Annotated in this window: 19 protein-coding genes; 9 read left to right on the forward strand and 10 right to left on the reverse strand. The window is 31.4% G+C overall.

Going from position 1 to position 24,886, the window contains the following annotated elements; all coding sequences use genetic code 4:
• The first annotated feature begins 101 nt into the window (after positions 1–101).
• The 9 genes from MAGTDC_RS05125 to MAGTDC_RS05130 all read left to right on the forward strand — a co-directional run bounded on the left by MAGTDC_RS05125 (position 102) and on the right by MAGTDC_RS05130 (position 13,650).
• Positions 102–227, forward strand: a complete 126-nt coding sequence (locus tag MAGTDC_RS05125; RefSeq protein WP_278046840.1) for a hypothetical protein — start codon at positions 102–104, stop codon at positions 225–227.
• A 139-nt stretch (positions 228–366) separates the two neighbouring features.
• A complete protein-coding gene (locus MAGTDC_RS00130) occupies positions 367–798 on the forward strand; it encodes a hypothetical protein (protein WP_146656500.1) in 432 nt (143 codons plus the stop codon).
• A gap of 425 nt (positions 799–1,223) precedes the next feature.
• A complete protein-coding gene (locus tag MAGTDC_RS00135; protein WP_278046841.1) occupies positions 1,224–1,892 on the forward strand; it encodes an ATP-binding cassette domain-containing protein in 669 nt (222 codons plus the stop codon).
• Entirely contained in the window at positions 1,885–2,091 is a 207-nt protein-coding gene (locus MAGTDC_RS00140; protein ID WP_146656502.1) for a hypothetical protein, read from the forward strand. Before MAGTDC_RS00135 ends, MAGTDC_RS00140 begins: the two co-directional genes overlap by 8 nt.
• The gene (locus MAGTDC_RS00145) at positions 2,084–3,493 is read left to right on the forward strand and encodes an aminotransferase class V-fold PLP-dependent enzyme (protein ID WP_146656503.1); all 1,410 of its coding nucleotides are present in this window, start codon (positions 2,084–2,086) and stop codon (positions 3,491–3,493) included. The genes MAGTDC_RS00140 and MAGTDC_RS00145 overlap by 8 nt, the downstream gene beginning before the upstream one ends.
• Positions 3,478–7,242, forward strand: a complete 3,765-nt coding sequence (locus tag MAGTDC_RS00150) for a DNA-directed RNA polymerase subunit beta (RefSeq protein ID WP_146656504.1) — start codon at positions 3,478–3,480, stop codon at positions 7,240–7,242. The genes MAGTDC_RS00145 and MAGTDC_RS00150 overlap by 16 nt, the downstream gene beginning before the upstream one ends.
• Positions 7,243–7,245: 3 nt before the next feature.
• Entirely contained in the window at positions 7,246–11,232 is a 3,987-nt protein-coding gene (locus tag MAGTDC_RS00155; RefSeq protein ID WP_146656505.1) for a hypothetical protein, read from the forward strand.
• A gap of 919 nt (positions 11,233–12,151) precedes the next feature.
• Positions 12,152–12,328, forward strand: coding sequence for a hypothetical protein (locus tag MAGTDC_RS00160; protein WP_278046826.1), 177 nt, complete (start codon positions 12,152–12,154; stop codon positions 12,326–12,328).
• 1,193 nt (positions 12,329–13,521) lie between these two features.
• Positions 13,522–13,650, forward strand: a complete 129-nt coding sequence (locus tag MAGTDC_RS05130) for a hypothetical protein (RefSeq protein ID WP_278046827.1) — start codon at positions 13,522–13,524, stop codon at positions 13,648–13,650.
• 328 nt (positions 13,651–13,978) lie between these two features.
• Here the strand turns inward: MAGTDC_RS05130 and MAGTDC_RS04000 are convergent, their stop codons facing one another.
• From MAGTDC_RS04000 to MAGTDC_RS05140, 10 genes are all read right to left on the reverse strand, one after another.
• Complete coding sequence (locus MAGTDC_RS04000) at positions 13,979–14,155, reverse strand: hypothetical protein (RefSeq protein ID WP_192572856.1); 177 nt, start codon at positions 14,153–14,155, stop codon at positions 13,979–13,981.
• A gap of 478 nt (positions 14,156–14,633) precedes the next feature.
• Entirely contained in the window at positions 14,634–14,831 is a 198-nt protein-coding gene (locus tag MAGTDC_RS00165; RefSeq protein WP_278046828.1) for a hypothetical protein, read from the reverse strand.
• A 587-nt stretch (positions 14,832–15,418) separates the two neighbouring features.
• On the reverse strand, positions 15,419–15,607 hold the full coding sequence (locus tag MAGTDC_RS00170) for a hypothetical protein (RefSeq protein ID WP_146656508.1): 189 nt from the start codon (positions 15,605–15,607) through the stop codon (positions 15,419–15,421).
• Positions 15,608–15,792: 185 nt separating this feature from the next.
• On the reverse strand, positions 15,793–15,915 hold the full coding sequence (locus MAGTDC_RS05135; RefSeq protein ID WP_278046829.1) for a hypothetical protein: 123 nt from the start codon (positions 15,913–15,915) through the stop codon (positions 15,793–15,795).
• Positions 15,916–16,106: 191 nt separating this feature from the next.
• Complete coding sequence (locus tag MAGTDC_RS00175; protein WP_146656509.1) at positions 16,107–16,358, reverse strand: hypothetical protein; 252 nt, start codon at positions 16,356–16,358, stop codon at positions 16,107–16,109.
• A 1,473-nt stretch (positions 16,359–17,831) separates the two neighbouring features.
• Positions 17,832–17,990: a hypothetical protein gene (locus MAGTDC_RS04005; RefSeq protein WP_192572857.1), complete on the reverse strand. Its 159-nt coding sequence runs from the start codon at positions 17,988–17,990 to the stop codon at positions 17,832–17,834.
• Between the two features lie 1,349 nt (positions 17,991–19,339).
• On the reverse strand, positions 19,340–19,486 hold the full coding sequence (locus MAGTDC_RS04010; protein ID WP_192572858.1) for a hypothetical protein: 147 nt from the start codon (positions 19,484–19,486) through the stop codon (positions 19,340–19,342).
• A gap of 25 nt (positions 19,487–19,511) precedes the next feature.
• Positions 19,512–19,676 (reverse strand): hypothetical protein, encoded by a 165-nt coding sequence (locus MAGTDC_RS04015; RefSeq protein ID WP_192572859.1) that lies wholly within the window; start codon positions 19,674–19,676, stop codon positions 19,512–19,514.
• 597 nt (positions 19,677–20,273) lie between these two features.
• Entirely contained in the window at positions 20,274–20,447 is a 174-nt protein-coding gene (locus MAGTDC_RS04020) for a hypothetical protein (protein ID WP_192572860.1), read from the reverse strand.
• 1,497 nt (positions 20,448–21,944) lie between these two features.
• Positions 21,945–22,070 carry a hypothetical protein gene (locus tag MAGTDC_RS05140; protein WP_278046830.1) on the reverse strand — a complete coding sequence of 42 codons (126 nt, stop codon included), beginning with the start codon at positions 22,068–22,070 and terminating at the stop codon, positions 21,945–21,947.
• Between the last annotated feature and the right edge of the window lie 2,816 nt (positions 22,071–24,886).

A 24,886-nucleotide genomic window follows, 5' to 3' on the forward strand; every position in this document is an offset into this window, starting at 1 on the left:
TTGTTATAAGAGAGATTAGAAGTATGGGATTTATAAAGGTTGGAAGAATGGATGTATTTTTGTTGTCGATTATTCATCTGTTCCATCAAGTTGAAGTGTAATTGGCATCAAATTACAATGGTTTTAATGGAAGGTTGGGATATAAAATAAATCTACTGGACGTTGTAACATGTTTATGTTTCAGATATTGATGGCCATTCATAAATCCAAACATTCATTTGTTTTAGACTCAACAAAACATTTCCTGACATAAATGGTTTAAGTTATAATGTCATCAGAGACCATGGTATTAAGTTCGATTCACATCAGGTGTTATCAGAACGGGATGGTATCTCATAATGATAATTATCTCCAAACATTGGAAGCATGGGTGTTGTTAGCAGTACATTTATAATAACGTCCGAAGTCATTAATAGTACTACGAATTTGTTAATATGTTCCAAGGTTACCAAAGATAATAACAATCGATTTGAAAGAATACTTATTATTTTGAATGATTGGAATTATAACTGATTACTTCGGAAGATGTGTTCAAACGTTGTAAACACTAACGTCTTGTATATTGGAGTGATAGAAATAACAACAAAACAGACCTCTTGTTTAAGATGTTCGACATGTCAAAATTGATTAAGTGGAATGAGAGAATTATCGAACTTTGTTACGGAAACAACATTGGACAACATAGAGGTATTTAGAGGTAATTTGGATTTGAAACGAAATTGATGTTGTTATGGTTTGAAGATATCTTTTCTATGTGTTGATAGTCAGAGATCCCGATGTCGGATCTTGTTCACTTAACGTTTATAACTCCAATCGATGAATCAACATCAAAACAAAATTATGTCATATTGGCAGTGATATTAATGACATCGTTTTATCCAAGGTTATAGCTTACGGTTTTATTAACTAATATATTTGGATCCATGTTTAAACGTTGTACCACAACGAAGTTGACATTGAGAAATATTATTTATGTTATTATGATTAAAATAATATGTTTTGTTGCAAACAGGTAAGGTTAATCGTCTGTCATCGGATATAAAATATGGATCCGGTAGTAGTTGTATCACAATGTTGTTATCAGAATTTATGTTTATATGTTTAGCGGAATAAGTGATAATGGTATATCGTTGATGATTATTAATGTGGTTTATATATGGTGTATTATACACCTCTGTTATCTGGTCTTCGTTTAGAAACAACAAAAAAATACTTCTTTGATAATGATAAAGATAAAACATATTAACATTAACTTTAAGACCAAGAGGATATTGTCGAATGTAAGTTTCCGATTGTTTCCAGGTGAGTTATGTATTATGGTCGGAGAAAATGGTATTGGAAAGACTAGTTTTATTAATGCTTTATCTAATATGGATAATTATATCTGTCAGGACTGGATCGATGATAAGCAACACAGAAGAGGAATGTGATGGAGGAAGGATCGGTCAACTGTTTTCGTTGGCTTCCAACATCCGGTTGAAATACCAGGAATAGTTTACATCCATTTCTTAAGATTGATATCGAAACGAAACAATACTGATAAAACCTTTTCAAACAAGTTACAAAAGTTAAACAAGTTCATGGATGTTGACAGTAATCTGTTCTATAGACCTATGAATGTGGGCTTCTCTGGAGGAGAGAAACGAATGTTTGAATTAATTCAAATGGTGATTACGGAACCAAGTCTTTGTCTCTTAGATGAACCTGATTCTGGATTGGACAGCAAGAAAACAACAAGTATTTCGAAGATATTATTGGGATTTAACATCAGCAACAGGACTTTTCTTGTTGTGACACATAATCCGAAGTTATTGAACCACTTATCACCGGATAGTATTTACAATTTAATAAACAACAAGGTCATCTGTTTCAGAAAGAAATGTTATGCATAAGATAGTCGGATTAATTAATAGTATGGTGTTATATCTTAAGAAAACAAATGGAATTGGCTATGACATTTTATATAAACTACATCTTGGACAAGTGGTTATTAATCGAACAACAACAAGCATGAAGAATTATACGTATGGTATACCTGTTGGCAATGAAAATATCAAATCTAACAACAAAATAATAAGTATAAATGTTTAGTACAATCTGGATTCGAAGAAGTTTCAAATCATTGTTTTGTTTGAATAGGCCACTGATTTATCTCGATAATGCATCGTTGACACAAAGACCACTGTTCTTATTCAACATTTTAAAATACATGGATTATGCCATCTGTACAAGATTCGAACAACGTTATAGACCACATGCTGTTCTAACGACTATCTTTAGAAAATCACATGAGTATATTAAAACAATTTATTCGTTGAAAAACAATTATGCATGTGTGGTTTATGGATCAATTTCAGAAGCGATTAACATAATTTATAATAGTTACTGGTTTAATGGAAACAAAGTAAGAATTCTGACATGTGTTAACAGCAACCATTCACTCATTGCACCAATTTATGGAAGACCTAATTGTTTCAGTTTAAATGTTATTGATTTAGATCCTGATTTTATTCCCAACGTTAGACAATACCTGTGAACTATGACCAATGATATATCGTTAGTGGTTTTAACCCATATGTCTAATGTTATCAACATGTTGATACCTATCAGGTTGTATGTGTTTATTAAACGGTCTAATACTACGTTTGTGGTAGATGGAACACAGGTTGCACCTCATCTCGATGTTAACATTGGATCTATAAATTGTGATGTTTACTTGATTTCTACCAACAAAATGTATACCTTTCCAAGTATTGGCTTATGTTTTGTTAAAACTAAATTATTAAATAACTTAAACCAGTTAGCATTAGAATATAGAGGAATACATCAATTAAGTCTTCATCCATTTAGCCGTATTCTTAACACAACCTCAATCACATACGGATCTTGTTCTTCAAGTAATTTTGGTATGACAAGTTTGGCTGAAGTTCTTAAATGGAAACGAAGGTTTAATTCCAACCATGAAGAACATATATGCAAGTATTTGTGATATAAATTATCTTTGATACCAAGTGTTCATTTAATGGGAAGATGGTATCCAGGTTCAAGAACACTTTGTTTCAAGATGAAAGGCATACCATCGTATGAGGTAAGTAAATACTTAAACGAGTTGTCAATTAATGGCCAATCCGGATATCACTACTCAATACCGTTAATAGAATATCTTAAAATTGGATCTGTTTACATGGTTTCAATTGGTTTATACAACACTTACAAAGATGCTGATGCATTGATATACAACGTTATATACTTGTGAAAATTGAATGAGTTTTGTGTTCGATCTCATATAAACATGGTAACATTGAATAGAATTATAAACATTAGTGGATTACAATCTTGTTTTGATCCGGAAGCTATAAGTAATCGATTGATGTTGTCTCGTTCAAAGCACTTTAATCGTCACGTTAACAACCACGTTAGAAACGTAACTAAATGTAATTTCAAAGTATCAACAACTTGTAGTAGAAGCCATCGGACATGGGAGTTAACTTAGCAAGACTGAATCTGAATGGATCCTTGGGTGTTGGACCCGTTGTTAACAAAAGTTGTTTACAGAAGCGGCTTTATAACGAAGTAATATGAGGTTGTTATAACAGTCTTGGCATCAAAATATCTAAGTTAGAGTTTAATGTCTCATCCTTGTTTCCTGTTGATTCAGATTATGGAAGTCTAGAATTTATAAGTATTGATCACTCTGCGTTGGAAGGTGATACTAATTCAACCATACGTAACAGGTTTGTTTTAAAGATAAATGTTAATCTATATCATTTAATCGGAGATATTATCTTCGTTGCACAACGTTCCAAGGTTGATGTACCATTAATGGAATTACCACAACTTACAGATAACGATGATGTTGTTGTTAATGGAGTAAACAAAGTGTTGGTTCCGCAATTAATAAAGCAATCAGCTGTGTCAATTGACAGAACAGATGGGATAGTGAATCTTAAATTAATGACAAATGATGGTAGATATTTAAATATTGATAACCTAAGAATAAAATATGCCGATTATTACTCGGGAGATTTACTTACAACGTTGTTAATGTTGAAAACAAAATATATTCATATATTAAATGTTTGTTCGGAGGTTAAGAATATCGCTTTCTTCAAAGGAAAATGATTTCGTTTAGATTGGATAACATCCGTTGATAACAGAACGAAACATGGTAACAAGAGGCGGTTAAGGATGAGAAAGATTATGGTAGAACGGTATGTTATAGATAGAAATGATGTTGTTGGTGTTGCAATGGACCATTACCAAGGATTAGTTAAGACAACGAATGGAACGATGAAGTTTAATTCAAGTTCTGTAACACAACATGCCAGTGTTATGAAGATAACTAAACCATCAAGGTTCTTAACATCAATTAGGAGATTAATTAAAACGAACTGTGTTTATAAGAGTGATATAACGGCCGAAGACATAGACAATATTGATCTAACACTAGTTGGTAGATGCTTCTTAAATGATTTGGTTAACAATGATCCTGGATTTGGTTTAGATTTGATAACAAAGAAGGATTTAATCTTAATTTGAAATGAACTTGCTGTTAATGATGGTAGATTTAAGCATACGAGTCATGACATTCGAATGGTTAGAGGTGCCGGAGATATTATTGTAGGAATTGTGATAAGAACATTAGCTAAGATCTTAGATATCGAGGTGATTGAAGCGGATGTTGATGACTCACGAATAATCGATAAACTTCTAACATCTAATAAACAAATTCAAAACGATGTCAACAAGTTCTTCAATTCTTCAAGTCTTTGCCAACATTTAGATCAAGTTAATAGTCTGTCTGAATTATCCCATAAGAATAAGTTAACATGTTTGGGTGAAGGTGGTTTATCATCACAGAATGTTGAAGTTACTATAAGAGATACCAAACGTTGGCATTTTGGAAGGATATGTCCAATTGAATCATCAGAAGGTCAGAACATTGGTTTGATTACGATGTTAACAACCCATGCCGATGTAGATGTTAACGGACATATAACAACAGGTTATCAAAAGGTAAGGAATGGTTTGGTTAGTAATAATGTTAAATATTTGAATCATTATGAAAGTAAAAGATTTAATATATCGTTACCAAACAACCAGGGATTGAGGAAATTGGTCATTGGTTTTGATCGAAGTGGAACAAAGGTAACAGATAAAAATATGATAAATTTAAGTTTGATGACTAACGTCCAAGTGTTTTCATCTGCCGTTTGTTTGATTCCGTTTCTCGAACACAACGATCCAACCCGTGCATTAATGGCAGCGAACATGTTGAAACAAGCCATACCTTCATTGAATCCAAGACCTCCATTGGTTGGTACTGGTGAAGAACATGTTGTAATGGAGAGTACGGGTCACAACGTTGTGGCATGTAATAATTGTGTGGTAATTGGTGTTGATGCTAACAGGGTTTCGGTCTTTGAACCTAATCAGAATAAATATAGAGTTTATGTTATACCTAAAACAAAAGGTTCGAATCAAGAAACATGTTTAAGATTTCGGATAAGTGTATATCCCAACCAAGTGTTGAAAGAAGGTGATGTTATTGCCGATTGTCAATCAAGTTGTGATGGAGAAATGAGTTTAGGTGTGAACCTGTTGGCAACGTTCATGTGTTGGAAAGGATATAATTATGAGGATTCAGTATTAATTTCTAAGGATGTTATAAGTAGAGGAGATTTTAATTCTTTCCATATAGTAGATGTTGAAACAAATGTTGAACGGACTGAATTTGGTAATGAGTGATTGAGTAACAACATCCGTGGGATGTCACAGATGTATCTGACACATTTGGATGAAACAGGTATAGTTAAAGTGGGTAGTCATGTTCGGGAAGGAGATGTGTTAGTTGGAAAGTTGATGCCAACACAGGTTAAAGGTAACGATCCCAATTCTTTAGATCCATTCAATGGACATTCCGATGACAACGGTCATGGATTGAAAGAGAAACAAGATGATGTTGATGATGACAAGGGAGATGAATCTAATGAGGATTTTGTGATTAATACATCGTTCAGAGTACCAAACGGGATAGAATTTGCTACTGTTTTGGAAGTTAAAAGGATTCCATCTGTTGATGAAGAAGGTTATCAGGATGGAGCATACGGGGATTATATCTTCCGATGTAATATTGTAACTAAAAACTACTTAAGAAGATGTTATACTTTATTGCAACAAGGTGAAACATGCAGTTCATTTGGTAAATCTTCGTTGGCATCGAAAGTTAAGTTCATTAAAGATGGATTGAAACTTTTATATAAGAACTATTTGAACTGTTTAAATAAACTTAGAATCGATCTTCTAAACAAGTTCTCAAAACGTTTGACAAACGGAGATCAGGTTGTTAGTGATCAGGTTTTAGAAGTTATAAAGATCAAGTTACTTGTACGTAGGTCGATTAAAGTAGGTGATAAGATATGTGGACGGCATGGCAATAAAGGTGTGATATCGAGGATAGTTCCGAAGGAGGATATGCCATTCATGGCCGATGGAACACCGATCGACATTGTACTAAACCCATTAGGAGTACCATCTAGGATGAACATTGGTCAGATATTGGAGGTTGATCTTGGTTTAATCAGTTATAAATTTGGTTTAGAATTCAAACAAATATTGAACTTGTATAATAAAACTGGAAGTGATAGTGTTATGAGGTTAGCAATGGGACAACTTACTGAGATATATCCGAACATAAATAATCTTTCAAAAGAAACGGTCATAACAATGTTGAATGAATTGTCTAGGGGTGTTAAGTTGTCATGTCCGTTGTTCGATAGTTCCATAGATATTCAAACCAACATTCTCAGTAAAAGATTGGCATTATCCGATTCTAGCAACGAAATTCAATTGTATGATGGTAAAACTGGATTGCCATTTGATAAGAAATCAACAGTAGGTATCATTTATATAAATAAATTAAATCATTTTGTTGATGATAAAATGTATGCCAGATCAACAGGTCCATATTCGATCGTTACTCAACAACCTCTTAAAGGAAAGGCCAACAAAGGAGGACAAAGGTTAGGTGAGATGGAGGTATGGGCGTTGCAAGGCTATGGTTCTGTTCATTTCTTAACAGAAACTCTAACAGCAAAAAGTGATGATATAACTGCTCGTCATGAACTGTACGTTGGTGTTTTAAATGATAATCCAAGGTTTAAATCCTATCAAAACGAAGGAATGGCAGTCTTGTTGAAAGAGTTGTTTGCTATGTGTATTGACATTGAAACGAAGATCTAATTAATGCTTTCCATATTTAAAAAGAACATCACGAATATAAAATTTAGAGTTGCTTCACCTGAAACAATATTATCTTGATCTTATGGTGAAATATCAAATGCTGATTACTTCGATCCTAATACCGGAAAACCAATTGTTGGTGGTTTGTTTTGTCCGAAGGTATTCGGATTTAAAAATGGAACCGAATGTTTGTGTGAAACGTCCGAACCAAATGAGATGGCATGTTGTAAGAAATGTGGTATGTACGTTGGAATAGACAGGTGAGACCAACGTTCAAGATTTGGACATATTAATTTAACACTACCTGTTGTTCATACCTTGTTTTATAAAACAATGCCAAATGTTTTGAGTACATTATTGAACATGGAGATGGAAACGATGCGGGATTTGGTTGATTGTAAACTCCACGTGATAACAAGATCAGCTTCGAAGGATTGTGTTGAAGGTAGAATTATATCTACGATGGATTGTAAGAAACTATGAACAAAGGGAAAGAATTATGAAGTGGCATCGGGTGTTTCAGCAATATCTATGTTGTTATCGAAAGATAAGTTAAATAAACTTAAGAAGCTGTTGATGAAACGAAGAAAAAATACAACATCTAACGAGGTATTGGAGAAAATAGAACAAAAGATAGAAGTGATAGATGGTTTCATAGCAAACAATGTTTCATTGGACCGAATGTTTATAAGGATCTTGCCAGTGTTACCTGTTGGTCTGAGACCGATGATAACTTTGGATGATAATAAACAAGTAAGTTCTGATTTAAATCAACTTTATAAACGGATTATTATTGTGAATAATAATATTATGAAGAAACAACAACCTGAACTCAGTGTTGTTAATTTTGATGAATATATTAGTGATCTAAGATTACTACAGAAAACAGTTGATGATTTGATCGATAGTTCTTCTAATACCGAGATACCTTCGAGGTACAATGCCATTTCGTTGAAGTGTTTAACTGAAACATTGAAAGGAAAACGAGGAAGGTTTAGGTACAACGTTCTAGGTAAGAGGGTAGATTATTCAGGTAGAAGTGTAATAGCATCAGGACCGGATTTATCAATTAACGAATGTGCTATACCAAGATCCATGGCCTTTGAATTGTTTAAACCTCTCATTTATTCGAAGTTAATGTTGAAATTAAAACTCAAAGAGATAAAGAATATAATAGATAGTGACTTAAGCTTAGCTTACGAATTGCTAAAAGAAATAGTTAAGTATTGTCCGGTGTTGTTAAACCGAGCTCCAACGTTGCATAAGTTAAGCATGAGGTCGTTTTGAGTTAAATTAACCAATGAGAAAGTTATAAGATTACATCCATTGGTATGTTCTGGTTTCAATGCTGACTTCGATGGTGATCAAATGGCAGTTCATGTTCCACTCAGTTTTGGAGCCAGAATTGAAACGATTCTTTTGTTAATGACTAACAACAACGTGTTCCATCCGGCCCATGGTGATCCATGCATCTTGCCATCTCAAGACATGGTTCTTGGTTTGTATTACATGTCTCTAACATCCGATGAATATAGAGATGTATGTTTTTGTTCGTACAACGAAGTGAACATGGCTCTGTCATCGGGTAAAATTAATTTACATACTAAGGTAAAGTTCCAATTAAAACAAAATAACAAGTACATTACTATATATTCGACACCTGGTCGTTTGTTGATATCGGAGTTAATACCATATAAATGTAATTTTGTATACGAATGGTATCATCCTGAACTGAACAAACAGATGATCTCTGATGTTGTTGAATTAGTTAACGAGAGGTGTGGACAGGATCAAATGGTGGTACTTTGTGAAGGGTTAATGAGGGTAGGATTCAAATATGTAACACAATCTGGTATATCGATGACAAAATCTGATCTCAAAGATACAAGTTACAAGACGTTGTTAATTAAACATGTTCGTTCGTTAATAACTAAAAAGTGATCAACAATACCAAGAGGAAGGGAACTTCCGATGTTTTCATCGGTATGGTCAAAGGTTTTAACTAAAATATATGCTGATATTGACTTAGAAACAACGAAATGTGGTTTGAATCAAACATCGATGCAGATGATTATCAACTCCGGTGCCAGAGGCACGTTGTCTCAGATTCAGCAATTAATTGGTTCTAGAGGTAACATTGTAGGTTTTGAAGAAGAAGTATGTAAGATGCCAATTATAAATGCTTATAACAAAGGATTAAGTTTAATTCAATTCTTCTGTTGCACACACGTTTCAAGGAGAGGATTGATTGATACAGTATTGAAAACTGCAAGTTCCGGTTATCTTACGAGAAAACTTGTTGAATCAACGAGGGAATGGATAGTGAATGAGAGGGATTGCAACACAGAGGTAGGATTGGGAGTTAAACCGATTATAGATCAGAATTTTATCAAGCATAGATTGATTGGTCGTTGTCTTGCTAGAACCATATGTTGAAAAGGTAGGATTATAGCTAAGAAAAACGATTTAATAACTAAACATAATGTAAGTAGGATATTGGTATGTTGTGGTAATCGTTTGTGGATCAGATCTCCGTTGACATGTAAAGCAAACTCTGGAATATGTAAGTTTTGTTATGGAATAGAGCTGGGTTGTTGTAAATTAGTTCAATATGGTGAATCAATTGGTGTTTTGGCAGCTCAATCGATTGGTGAACCCGGAACTCAATTAACGTTAAGAACCTTCCATGGCCATGATGATATTGAAGAAAACATTGGCAATAAAAAGATAAAGAATTGTTTGATGTCTTTGTTTTCAGGTGTTGTTAAGATTGAACATCTGTCATGTGTTTGTTTGGGAACAAACGATGTGGTCGTTGTTGGTTCCAAATGTATATTATCTATTATACACAACGGTGATGAGGTTTGAAGTTATAAATTATCAAGAGGTACACGGTTGTTGGTTTCGAACGGAGATGTTGTCAACAGTGGTGAAATACTTTGTTTTGAGTACATTAAGACCGACAGTCTTGTTTCGTTGGTCAATGGTTTAACAACGGTCAAGGATTCGATGTATTATTTGAACTTAAAGAAAGAAATCAACAACAAAACTGGTTGAATTATGACTAATGTTATACCAAATGTTGGTAACAACAAGATGATGCTGGTTTGTTTAAATGTTGGTAGAAATATCAAATTACATTATGGGTTTGTTGGTAACAGAAATAAATTTGTAATAAATTCGAACATGAATGTAGATCTATTTGGTATGTTCTCTGAACCTCTATCGGATGATTCAATTGAGGTCGATACAACGTTGTCAGAAGGTTTCGAAAGGTTATCGAAGTTGTTTGATAACAACGTTGCTGAAGATAATAGGTCTATTGTTTGTCCAACTAATGGTATTTTGAGATATGGGACCGATGGTAATGGCAACAGAACGTTTGTTATCGATCCTGTAAAGCTTGATGAGAAACCTGTGGTTTATTCGGGATCGGATGTTGAATTATTTATTAAGAACAACAACGTGATAAAACAAGGACAAGTTATCTTATCCGGAGATAAAGATCTGACAAGTTATGCTGAAATACTTGGTAGCAATAGGTTCTTTAATTATTTTATTGAAACGGTTCAAGAAATATATGGTAGTCATGGTGTTAATGTTAACAGTAAACATATTGAGATGGTTTTACGGTTAATGATCAATACAGTGAGTATGTTTGATGTAAGTGATTCTGATAATGAAATCAAAGAAGGTAATAACACACATGATATTGTTCGAACAAATGGTGGTATTAATGGGTCGAATGGTGAACAGATCTTAACAGTGAGAAAAGTGGATAGTATAACAGATGTCTGTGTTAACCAAGGTTCGATATTGTCTGCTATTTCGTTTCAAGGTGCTATTAAGGTAGCCATCAGGGCTATAATGTTAGGTAATAGATTTGATGTGACTGGGATAAAGGATAAAATTATGTTGGGAAAGGTTCCACCTGTTGGTACTGGAATGTTCATCAATAAAATCAATAGAAACAAACCTCCGGTGTGTTAACCATGTGTGAATAATACTCGAAGTTCTTGTTGATAATTAAGTGAATAAATTGAACAAAGGATTGGACATCGAAGTATCTAATTCGTTTAACAAGTTACTAAAACATAAATTACATTGTATAAGATACACGTTTGGTTAAGGATTTACAATTGTGGTTCGATTAAACTTAAATTACATGAAGTTGATGTTAATTGATCAGGATTCGTTGGTCATAATTATTACGATAACAACATTCGTTTCAATTATTAACAAGTGTTGTAATCTGAACCAACATGGTTGATCTGTTTTATTAAATCCATGTTAATAACAACAAGATAATGGAGGTCGGAATAAGGAGTTAACACAACGTTGTTTTGGTGTTGTTTTTTTGTTTATGATTGGTAATAGGTTAACAGATGGTTTAATCTACATCCGAATGGTTAAAGGTAAACTAATAAGAAAGAATCCGAAGGATAAGATGTGTACATCTGATGTTGTTGTATTAGGATGGTACAAAGTTAAGTATTTTTGTATCGATTACTAACTGTTCAACTTAGAACAGGTCGGATTTTGTTTAAGTAGTTGTTCGTTGTTCTGAATTCTATTGGATATTGTAAGTTAGAACCATGTGTTACCACAGGATTATAGTAAACCATTTTATATTACTTCGACTGAAATTATGTTTAATAACCATTTAAGAAAACAGTTAACAACATGATTATTTTGTTTGAACAACAAGAAGCCAACGTCCATGAATAGAGGCTGAACGTTGTAATAATCTATAATTTACTAATAGTATTATGATTTCAGATTGTTGTTGTTGGTTTTAATATCTAAGTATATTATCATCGATGATGGCAGATGGCCGTTGTATCCGACGTTTAAGTTATTAAACGATATAGAGATTATCGATTCAATGGATTCATGGATAACCAATAGTATGGGTTGAATAAATCGATTAAATTGTAGTTCGTTATGCAACAATGTTGGTCTTCGGAGGTTTACATGGTCGTTGGTGATGGTCTTGTGTTTTGATGTTGGACAAGTGACAGGTGAAAACAACAAAAATGATGACCATGATGGTTGGTACCATTTGATTAAAGGTTTTGATGGATAATGTTGGAACGATAATAACAAAACACAGAATCTATATGTTGATTACGATGTTGGTAGTTAAATGTGAGAAGTAATGTTTATATTGGTGTTGATATAGTACGATTAAATAATATTTTATTAGGTAACAAGACTTGAATTCTAGTTAGTTTGATCATTGATTGGTGTGTTCGATCATAGGTTCTAATGTTTCTTTTTATGATATAAAATTAGACTTAACAGTATTTAATTTGTTATTTCCATCATCTGGTTTAATTAGATAACACTCGATAACAACAAGTGGATGTTGGTATTGTAGGTTAAATAAATCAGTAAGTTGATAGGGAAACGACAACAACTTGAAGTGATAAAGAACATCAAATTCAAGGATAACAACGTTGTAATCATATTAAATCCTTGATTAATAAACAGTTAGGATATATTACTTAAACTTATCACTAAACCAACATTCCATATTAATCGATAGATTTACTATCTTGTTGTTGTAACATATGGTATCGGTCTGATGCTATGAGATGTTTATATTCGTTGTATCATAAGGATAGATTTATGTGTTAGAATAAACATCCGGTTGTTGTAATTTTATCAATGATTGACATGATGTTTTTATAATTCAAAGTGGTAACTGTTTGTTTCAAGTGAGGACCGTTGATGGTGGTGTAACAACGAGATAGGTTATGACCGAATCTTCCATGAACTTGTGGTGTTTACCTGTTACCTTGTTTTAATTATAACAATCGATTATAATGGTATCATTTAGATTAATAACAAGATATTGTTGTTGGAAGGTAGGTAGTATAGATTGGATTTTATGTGTTATTAACTAATTGGTAACAAAATGTAGTCACTGGATATAAGGTTATAAGGAATAGTTTGGATATCTTATTATATATCCTAAAGGTTGGTAACAAACCTGTAAACATTGATGTTGTTGATTAATGAAATATTGATTTGAATGTTAGTAACAACGTTTGAATTTAGATAAGTTGATAACCATGGTGGTCTTAATGACATTAATCCGTTGTTCATTGTTAACTTGTTGTGTTTATCTTTAATCAATAATTGTAATGGTTTATACCGATATGACTATAGAGACGGATAGTAAAATTAAGTTTAATTTATCAATCTATTCAAACTTATCTTAGAAATTGAATCGAACTTAACATAAACAACATCTGTTTGAAACAAGGACAACACATGGTTTCTATCAATAAAATATACTTGTTGTTAGTATGGAGAATTTTGGTATTACATACAGTCTTGGTTGAAGGTTTAAGACTTCATTACAACAGGTTGATTTTGTTGGAACAACATTATATTATTTAGTAATTAAAGTTATGAGTTGACCAACATGGGGTTAATGTTTTTCATCAGAGAACATTTGTATGAGATAACGTTGTAGTTTAGTTCATGGGTTAAATATATCGGTAATATGTGTGTTGGAATGAATTAAATAGTGTTAACAGGATTTAAGTTGATGTTGTAACAACAAGATGACAATGATGGTTTGAGTGATGGTTATGTTTGATGATTTAGAAGATTAAGAAGTTAACATTATTCATGTTCTGTTGTTAATTCATATTGAAGATGAAATGATTAACACTGGGATCCGATATAATCATCGAACATATCGGTTTATTATTAAAGTATTAATTTATAATCGGATGTTGTAACTATTACTAGAAAACGACCAAACGTTATCAGATAAGTACCTTCCGTAATTGGTTGTTGATGTGTATAATTTTGTATTTGAACGTTGTAAATACAACGAGCACGGTGTTAATAACCTTATAAAACATCTGATTAATGATGCTTCTAATACTAACCGCATCTAACTAATCCTCTCAGGATGAAGTTAATCGTTGATTATAATATGTATAAATGTTCCATCAATCTTGTTTAGTATTCGTAAGTTCAAGACAACAGAAACCTCCAGGTCATAAGACAATGGGTTAAATTAATTAATATGTGTCATTGTTGGGATTAAAAAACAATATGTTGAACCGATGGTTCCATCTGTCTTGTTTCCTAAGAACAACAACCGAATGTTATATGTTATTGAAGTGATGTTTTAAAGATGTTGTTAGTTCAGAGATTATCATGTTGTTTATCATTCATATGAATAACATTTAAAGTTAATAGCCAACAACTAGGTCAACAAACAGATCAAGGTATACTTGTTGTTTATTAGATTAACAAAATCTAACATGTTTATGTTATTATAATAACAGTAATATTATTCTTTATGTTTATTAAAATCTAAATATGTGTTAGAATATTAACTGTAACCAACCCTTAGCATCTCTGTCTTAATAAACACATACCAATGCATCGTTCTTCCCAATAATAACATCAATACCTCCAACAACTAATCAAATCAATATCATTACATCATAATTATTACTGAATAAACCATATTTAATCTCATTATCAACGAACTTACATACACATATTCCCGTTGTTATCGATTGTTTTTTTATTACATTATTAAATAATACAACATCCATAACCATTAACAGTTTCAAACCGATGCTTATGTTTTATGGTTCAAACAAGATACGATTCAGTGATCACAACCGATAACGAATATCTAATATCTTTAACATACCTAACATGATTAATTTAAACTCAATCTTACAACAACCACAGAGGTTTACGTTTAAAACAACAACGATTAAACCAATCTTATGACATTTTACTAAAATTTATACCAATAACTTCTTTGTATCAAATTATAATTTATTGATTCAAAACATACATCAAACTTCGACATCGGTATGCATTAATCATGGTTCGTTGTCATGATCTTTCGATCCCATCAATCAAACATAACTAAACCTCATAATTCACCTTGTCAAACCAACACACAACATCTACCACCATATTAGTACCAATTGATTCTTTCTAAGATAACTGATTACTACCAGCCAATCCAACCAACATCTAAACATCAATCGAATTAGGCAACAGGTTGTTTCATGTTAACTAAAACTAACCCATTACAACCTCTTCTGAGATATAATTTCAAGTCTTTCAACAAACATCCCATCTTATGTTAACCTAAAAACATTATCCAAATCAATGATTTAACTCATTAAATAAATACCAACATAACTGAAACCAACGATCTGTAACTATCAACTGATATTTCATCTGTGTTTAAAAATATCAAATCGAACATTAAACACAACGATCTAACTCTGATCACAACAAAATCCATCTTCTCATAATCATTAATAAAACAACAACATACCAAACATCCTCCGATTGACAGTCCTTCCATCTTTTTACAACATTATGTTAATAAAACACATAGTGATTAGTCATAAATTTAATATCCTGTTTAACATTTAAGTGTAATTAACTTCATCGTACTCAACCAACATGTTCGTTCATCTTACTGATAACAACTAATATTAACTCATATCAATGCTTATTAATATGGTAAATTGAACTGAAATCTTATGATTACGTTGTTGTAATGCCAACGTTTGTACTTGTTTTAACACATGGAATAAACAACACACAACGTTGTAACATGGAATGTATTTGTACACACGGATTTAATCCAATTACTATATTAGTTATCATCTAAGTTATACACATATTTGTTAATCTATCCAGGTTATAACATACCATATCAAATTGATGATTTATATCATAAACAAATTAGATTCATGAACATTATCTTATCAACTTAAATCAATGGAAGTTATGATCACTGATAGGTGATTATTTTTTGTGTTATCGAATAATATACATCGGATCATTGAACAAAAAAATTAACCATCAACAACTCCGACGTTAACAGAATCCAAGTTGTAACCAAGAACAACATTAACGTATTGTTTAATTTCATCTCAATATATACATCATCCGTTGTTAACATCCTCCAACATTAACATTTCCAATTCCAAACATCTCCCATTAACCACCATATTATCTTCATGACAATACCCAATTATTAACATCCATAGTAATATATCTGTCTCAACCCAATAACAATTGATCCCAACATCCAGTCCAGTTAACAACTCCTTGTTTCATAAAGTCCAGTTTGATCTGAAGATACCAACAAATCATTGATATTGATTGATGAATTAGAACTTTTAATAAACCAGACGAATTTAATAACCCATTGACATGTTAATATCTGATACAACGAACTAAACCATAACGAAACACCGATTCAACAACAACATCCACCAGCGGATTACATGATCCAACAAAATTATCTAAATAATAATATAAATTCATTGATCCGTTGTAACAAATTATCAAAACACAACAAAGTTACAATTATTGTTCAATATGAGAACAGATATGTACAAACAAATGTCATTACCGATGATTTTAAGATCTTAATTTAAGATTTATTTTGTTGTATAAATTATAACTTCAGAATGAGTTCGATATAATCACTAGCAGTTCGAACTAGTTTTGTTTTTTTTATGTTCATGACTTTTATGACCGATCTCTTTCATGTGAGGTATAATCGTTCCAACAAACACATTATCTCAACCACTTATGTATAAATTTATTAATTTAACCCCACAACATAACCACCTGTTGTTACTGATCATGTGGTAGAATATAAAGTAATTTCTTTCTTATTGGTATTAATTTTATGTCATTGTGATTACATAATTTATATCTCGATGTATAAATGGTTACAGAATCCCAACAAAAATTCATCGATATAAACAAATCAAACCTTAAAATCATGTGTATTTCAGTTATAAATCATGATCTGGATGAAATTAAACCTATATTATCATTGAAAACAAATCCTAAACAATTTGAAACCATAACCAAACTTGAACATAATATTATCATAAAACATCCATCCCAACAACTACCTCAAACAATTAAGATAAATATCTAACATATATTTCATAATTTTCCTTACAATCATCTGATAATCATAAAGGTTATCATACTTAACAACACCAACTTATACTTACGAACCTAACAAGTATGCATATCTTCTCTTCCTTGTTTGCTATTAACTTCACCATATTTCCATAACACAAACCAATGATATATCGATTTTCAAACACCATACATCCACACATGAATTCCGATTAACTACAAACCTGTGTTTAACACCGCATACAACACCATCAAAGTTACAATCATTGCCAACGAAACCAAGTCGACAACAACCTAACGAAACAACTTGTTGTTAACATAAACAAGTACATGTTAGAATTAAATAAGCAACAAAATCCAATGAAACATTTCGTTATACTTGTACCAACTTACCCAATCCTGTAATCCTAATATCGTAACACAAACAAGTTAAATATCATGTCCATTCTGTCATAAGTAACCTATCAATACATACATTTAACCATATAATCAGTTGATTTTACATTAAACAACAACAACCCACAGATCCATACCTCCATTAATCCACAAGATCCTAACTAATACCACCAACTACTTCTTCCTAATAACTTAACACCTTCATACAATTCAATATACAACTCAATTGATTAAGTTGTCTACCTGTTGTTTCCAATTCAAACCTCAACGTCAAAACCAACATTGATCAATAACTTACCATGGTTGATTATTTCGTTAGTATTCATTACATCCGCAACACCCATAGTAACTGTTATTCCATCACGATAAAAACAAATTATAAACATATCCCCAACCATAAGATCTTATCACATGTTTCACACTTACAAACCAATACATAAGCTTATATCACTTCTATTCATTATTTATTAACAAGATACCGACCAATCACATCGGTTACAACGTTGGTTTCAAATATGATTCTAATTATGATCAACATAAACTAAGTATTAACCAAATGATTAACCACAACGTTGTTAGCATATCGGAGCTTACACCTTGTCCATATCTGGTTCCTTAAACATAAATAATCAGGTTAAACATATCGGTTAACAACTTGTTTAACATCATCGGTAATCACTTTAAATGAAGTATAATCTGATAACATAAGTTAGATACTAGATACAATCTGGATTTGATAAACATAACCTTTAATTGGAGTATTTGTTTTCAACCGAACATGTATATACCCCAATCTTGTATCCCGATCAACAACTAACAACAACATATGGCTTTAAAAATCAAATCCACAAGCATGTTGTGGTTGTCATCGGATGTTGTTCAATGAGTATAATTTCATCAATTCATTTAAAAACACAGAACTAAACCTACATGACATACGTTCAACAATCCATGTAATTTACAATTTATTGGCATATCTGTTTTGTTAATCACCTCATTAATCAAGTGATTTATGTTGTTATTTTATTAAAGATTATAACAAACTAATTCATAAACATGTTGTGTTGTCATTGGTTTGTTGAAGAATTCAATCTTAACATTAAACCACTATTAGTGTATTTGTTTCATTTGAATGACCACGTTGATTTCTCCGATCTATGGAGTAATTATCAACTGTTTCATAAGGTTGGAAGATATTAAATCGAAGGACCGAAACATCAACCATGTTACAACATATAAAATCCTGATCAATTGACATGATGAACTTCAACAAGTTTCAACCAGTATACTAACCATATTTACATCAAATTATCGAACAAACGAGTAAACTCCGACATGTTACGGTTTCAAATATTTATACCAAAGACAACAAAATCATGGTGATGAATGGCAACAAATTTATTACTAGATGTTGTATATTTAATGCAAGAAACAACGGCCTGTTGTTATAATCACTTCGTTTAAATTGTTAAATTAATCAGTTGATAACATAATGTCATGGTTGGTTGTTATCTTGTTGTTCAAATGATAATAAATTATCTATCAACCATAATAACATCCTCTAACATTAGTTATTAAATTAAATTTGATTTAACTGAGTAAAACGATACAACACATGGGTAACATTTGTTAAAATACCATTGATTATTACCCATTAATGACCATCTTACCATCTATTAACATGATTATTTGGTTCGTTTGTTCCTATCCCCAATGATGTTACCCAACATTATATAAATACCTGTTATTATGTTATCTCTATACAATCGAATCCATTTATTAAATTATCATCAATAACAAAACCAGCAGTGTTTGTTACCATCGAATCAATACTTTGATTACAACGTTGTCCAACAATAAGATCTATCTCATAGCAACAAATCTTATCAACCAACCTTAATTACCTTACATTAAACAAATTAACAACAACAAAATAACCAGTTCATACTTTGTTTCATAATTCCATCATTGTTCAACTTTATCTCCATGTTTACTAATCAAACATCTTTATTCTTTACACCAATAACACCACAACATTTGGTTACATGTTCAAATTCAACATCCAAACATTGATGTGTTGTCAATGTTAACCCAATGTTGTAATCAAATTAGTTATAAACTTAAGTTGTTAAAATTAAACCAAACAATATGTTGAATATGACTGAAATAAATCGGTATAATGTTAAGAACAATGACAACGTTTTACCCATAACAACATGAACCATAACTCTGATATATAAATTTAGTATGGATTAGTATCTAGATTATACCAACAAACACGACGAACAACCAACTAATGTACATGATAATTGTTTTAATTCGAACATCAAGATCAATTCATTTCAACATCACAACCAAAACCAACCATCAACTATCACCATAACTACTATCTTGTTATAACCTATTCTATCAACATTGTATTAAACAACCGCCACATCAAACAAGGTAATGATACAACCTGATGACAGGTAACTAATCGTTAGATCATTGAACCTCTATCTTTGGTATATATAAGTGTTAATCCAATTAAGAAATATTAAATCCATCACATGTTATTACACAACATTCAAACACAAACGAACAAATCAAGCCTTTGATTAGTCTACAACCCATCGTCACAATCGAGCTATTAATACTACAACTATTTCAACAAAATCCAGACATCAAACATGTTATTTGATTTATATTAATTTATAAACACATTTATCATTGGTTGTTACTATTATTCGTAACTTCACAAACAACATTGCTGATCAATATTCATTTGATAAACCTTCTCCAATCGACCCCATACCTACTGTTATGCATTTATTATTTCCAAATCATGACCATGGAACCAAAGACCATCGATTCACAACGTATCACCGCCATGTTTTCCCATCATTATTTAATTGTAATTGTTAACAAACCGAAGCCAACATCCAGTTAAATCACAAAACTTATGACCATTGGTTTCTCTTATCGTGATAATACCAATGATAATCAATTAATTCAATAGAGACTTATACCCAACGTTGTTACCGATAAGTTATAAACTTAACATAAAACCAATGGTGTTCACTATGTTTTACCAGAAATTATGTTAATAGTTAACCATAAATATTATGTTAAATTATACCATACATCGTTTAAGTCTACATTATATCTCGTTGATAACATACACATGATGTCACTTCTATTCAATCAGAACCAACATGTTACAAATTAAAGTTAAACAACAACACAGATAACCCGATCTTATAGATGGGATGTTGTGTTAATTTATATCAAAAGAAACACCAATTATGATCATGACATTCTGTATTTGATTCAAATGTAAACAGAATGATAAACATGTTTTATTATAGCAGGAATTCATGGTTGAACAACATTTGTTTGGTTTTATGATCTTGTAATTCAAATAATAAGCATATTATTAGCTGATTTTAATTGATTTATCTATTAGGTACAACGTTCATGGATTGTTCACTTATTTATAGGTTTTAATAACAAATTAATTACCAAAAGTGGACCAAACGTTGTGAACCGTTGGATTCCTGTTAACAACCCTCACATCAATTGTTAGTTAAATGTTAAATTAATAACAAATACCGAACCATTGGTCAATATCATTTGTAAATCATAAATTATTACCAACCAGACATAGCCATTGATAGTTTTAACCATAATCAACAAGCCAACAACATAATGATCTGTAATTACCCTATGTTTAACCAAATAATCCATCACATACCAATTAACTCATAACTTAATTCATTGGCAACACCTAAGATCTCTTAACAGTTATCTTCAAACGTTGGCAACCCAAACATAATAAACCATCCAACAAGTGACCAACACAAAAAATGTTAAAAACAAATTATTCACATGGTTCTTATTGATGTTTTTTGTTTTAATCAATACCGACCTCATTTATCATCATTCGGTTGTTATAAGCCAACCTTCAACATCAATCTAAACAACGTAATATCAATGTTATGAACAGTATTTAACCTCATCATCGGTCATGGTTAAGCTTCAATAAACAAGTATTATACCTATCTGTGAACCTACATTTAACCATCAATATCATCTGGTATGTTCCAACATCCAAGCAACCAATCGGCCTGTCTTAACATCAAATTATCAATGATCTTTGTTAACATAACAACAACAAAACAACGAACCATCATTGTTACTGATCCAGTAACTATATTGACAGTATGTTAACATTGAATTATATATCGGAATAACAACAACAAAAACACAAATAATAATCGTTAGCCTCTTACAACGTTTAGATCAATTCATAGTTAATATCATTATCATTCATTGTTGTTAACCTATCAACTCTGATTATGTCTTTACATTTTTTATATCATGTTAACACATGTTATTATATGCACTGATAAGACTATTATATGCCATGTTGTATCCGAAATCAATACATCCGATGACAACATGTTGTTGTTCCAAACATTAAGCCATATCGCGGTCATATTTGTTGTAACATAATTCGGTTTAATGTAAGTTAAGATCTATTTATATCGTTGTATACAAATATTTTAACCAATTAGATCAACATACTACATCAATAAACCTGATGGTCTTTTCATTATCAAATCTAAATCATCTGACAACACACATATTACCGATCACTTAATCCGGATATATTAACCAATCTCATTCAACATCCACCTCGATAGAACAACAAACACAGACCGAATTGTTTGATAGAAATTAATAGACTTAATGGGTTTCACTATCTCGAATGTTGGTTCCATTGGATTTAATTACAACAATCGAACTGTTTAGTCTTTACTGAACGTTGTACATCTTTGATCTGATGGCTGAACAACGTTAACAACATGGTCGATAAAGGATCACCGAAACAACGAAGTAACAAGTCATTAGTAGGTTAATTGTTTTAAATAATTACACTGATTTAATGAAACCCAATGATGATGATTACATCGGCATCAGAACGTTGGCTATCGAAACTATGATCTGTGTTGTTTAATGAATAATACTGAATTAAATTGTAGTTACATTTTTAATAATTTCATGACAACAGGATTGTTAAGATTAATCAGGAATTAACTATGACATTTTGTTGTTAACATAGATTGATGTTCGTTTTGTCAACAAATATATCACTATATTAATAACATGTTGAACTGTTACTTTGGTAATATATTAATCAGATTAATGGAATAAATAAGTGTTTATCTTACAATACTGATTGGTTTTGTTACAACAATTTCATTACAACCGTTGTTAGTTCGAATGGCATGAACATTAACACATGACAGTGGTGTCTGAATTTTAGTGTAATAAGTTACAATTAATGTTAATTCTATACAACTAAATATTAGAAGTTTAACAACGTCCATGGGATTAATTTATTCGGATATAATCAGCAGATTAATACAATATGTTCATTGGGAATATAGTTCGATTGGTTTGTTATTACCAATTATGATTGGGAACGTAATCTAAGTTTGGTTGTAGTGTTAATGTTTTGTAGGCATGTTTTGATCATGGTGGTTTCTGTTAACAACGTTGTAACTATAGTTCAGGAATAAACAACAACATGCTGTTGGCGTTTGATTAAACGAGATGATGTTGGTAATATAATTTAATCGATGGAAGAGGTTGTTATAACAACCAGTATGATGTTTAGGGTTTAGTATCGGTGTAAATAAACGATGGGATTCGTTGATCAATGGCTATTAACAATTAAAACAACCAGAACAGATGATGGATTACAACAACAAGTTGACATTATGCATGGTTGTTGGAACAAAATCAGGAAATAGTTGTCAATGTTATTCGTTGTATATGTTGTTATAACCTTCCGATGTAACATATTATTAGGTTATATTAAAGAAAACATCGATCATCGGATGGATGAAACGATGATGGCTTAATGGTTTGTTGTTAAAATATTACTATCAGATCTGCCCAATCTGATCATTGATAACGTTGTAAAACATCAATGTTAATATGATGTCTTCGGTTCCTTAAGATGAATTAAATCATGTAAGAAATATATTTAATAATGTTGTTGAACATGTTTTGTTTTACCATGAAGTTCATGTGTTCGAAACATCAAGATGGCCGTTGTTGTTTTGAATGAAAGATGGTTTTTATGAACTTAATTGAACTAATAATGAAATGTACAACTGATTGTAATTATGAACATATAACATCAATGACAACAAAATTCTGTTACTTACAACCAATAGTTTAAGAGACTACTGTAATAACTGCAACGGATACAGCTCTGAACTTATGTATGTTGGTTAAATTCGAACAACAAGGATGATGTCTTGTTGAACAAATATATCATATCTTCATCATTTGTTATCCTGTTTTATATCCTAATAACAAATGTTATCCAAGAACAACCGATATAACACAAGAAAACAACAAGTCATTGATCATTTTAATAGAGAATTTGGTATATCATAAAAACTAATCATTGTTCCGATGTTCTGATTATCATCTTGTTAAGTATGTCTATAATTATGACTAAGAATATCACATCCACTTTGATATGTTTAACCAATATTATACAAATCATAGTCAGATATCATCGGTACCTACCTGTTGTTCAAACACAACAACAAAACAATTATGATCTTAGATCTTTCCAACAACCCATATTCGACATGTTTACTCATTGAACCACAACACTAATAACTTAAGATATCATTTTCATTTAACTCCGTGTTGTTATAATCTGTAATCGATACTAACATCATGCCACTGACATTATCCTCGGATTGTAACTATATAATTCTTATAGATTAACAAACAAACATCATTTATCTGATATTAACATCCAATAAGATCAACATCGAACCCAATCAATCCCATTACCCCAATGCTGATAACAAGATTGAGCCATATTCTTGAGTTAACGATATCAATTGACCTGTTAACATCTTCCGATCTTCGAATAATGGACAACGGTTGGTTCGAACTTATCTGATTTAACTTAAACCTTATTTAATAAAACCAAAAGATAGTTTCTTGTACATATTGATTTAAACTTGATGACTGATATCATGATAAATGGTTTTAACAACAAAGTAAGCTGTTTCTACATCTCCTTTTACAACCTTTTTTTTGTTACATAATCCAAGATGTTAATTCGTTTCATCATTGGTTCAATTCATCACTATCCATTAAACACATTGAAATCAAACAACGGTTCTTCAATGGAAAGAAATACCGATCAAACTATATCGATAAAACACTTCTAACAATGTTATGTTACCAACGTTGTACATGTCTGAATTGTTATAAT

The organism is Candidatus Hodgkinia cicadicola, from assembly GCF_002774925.1.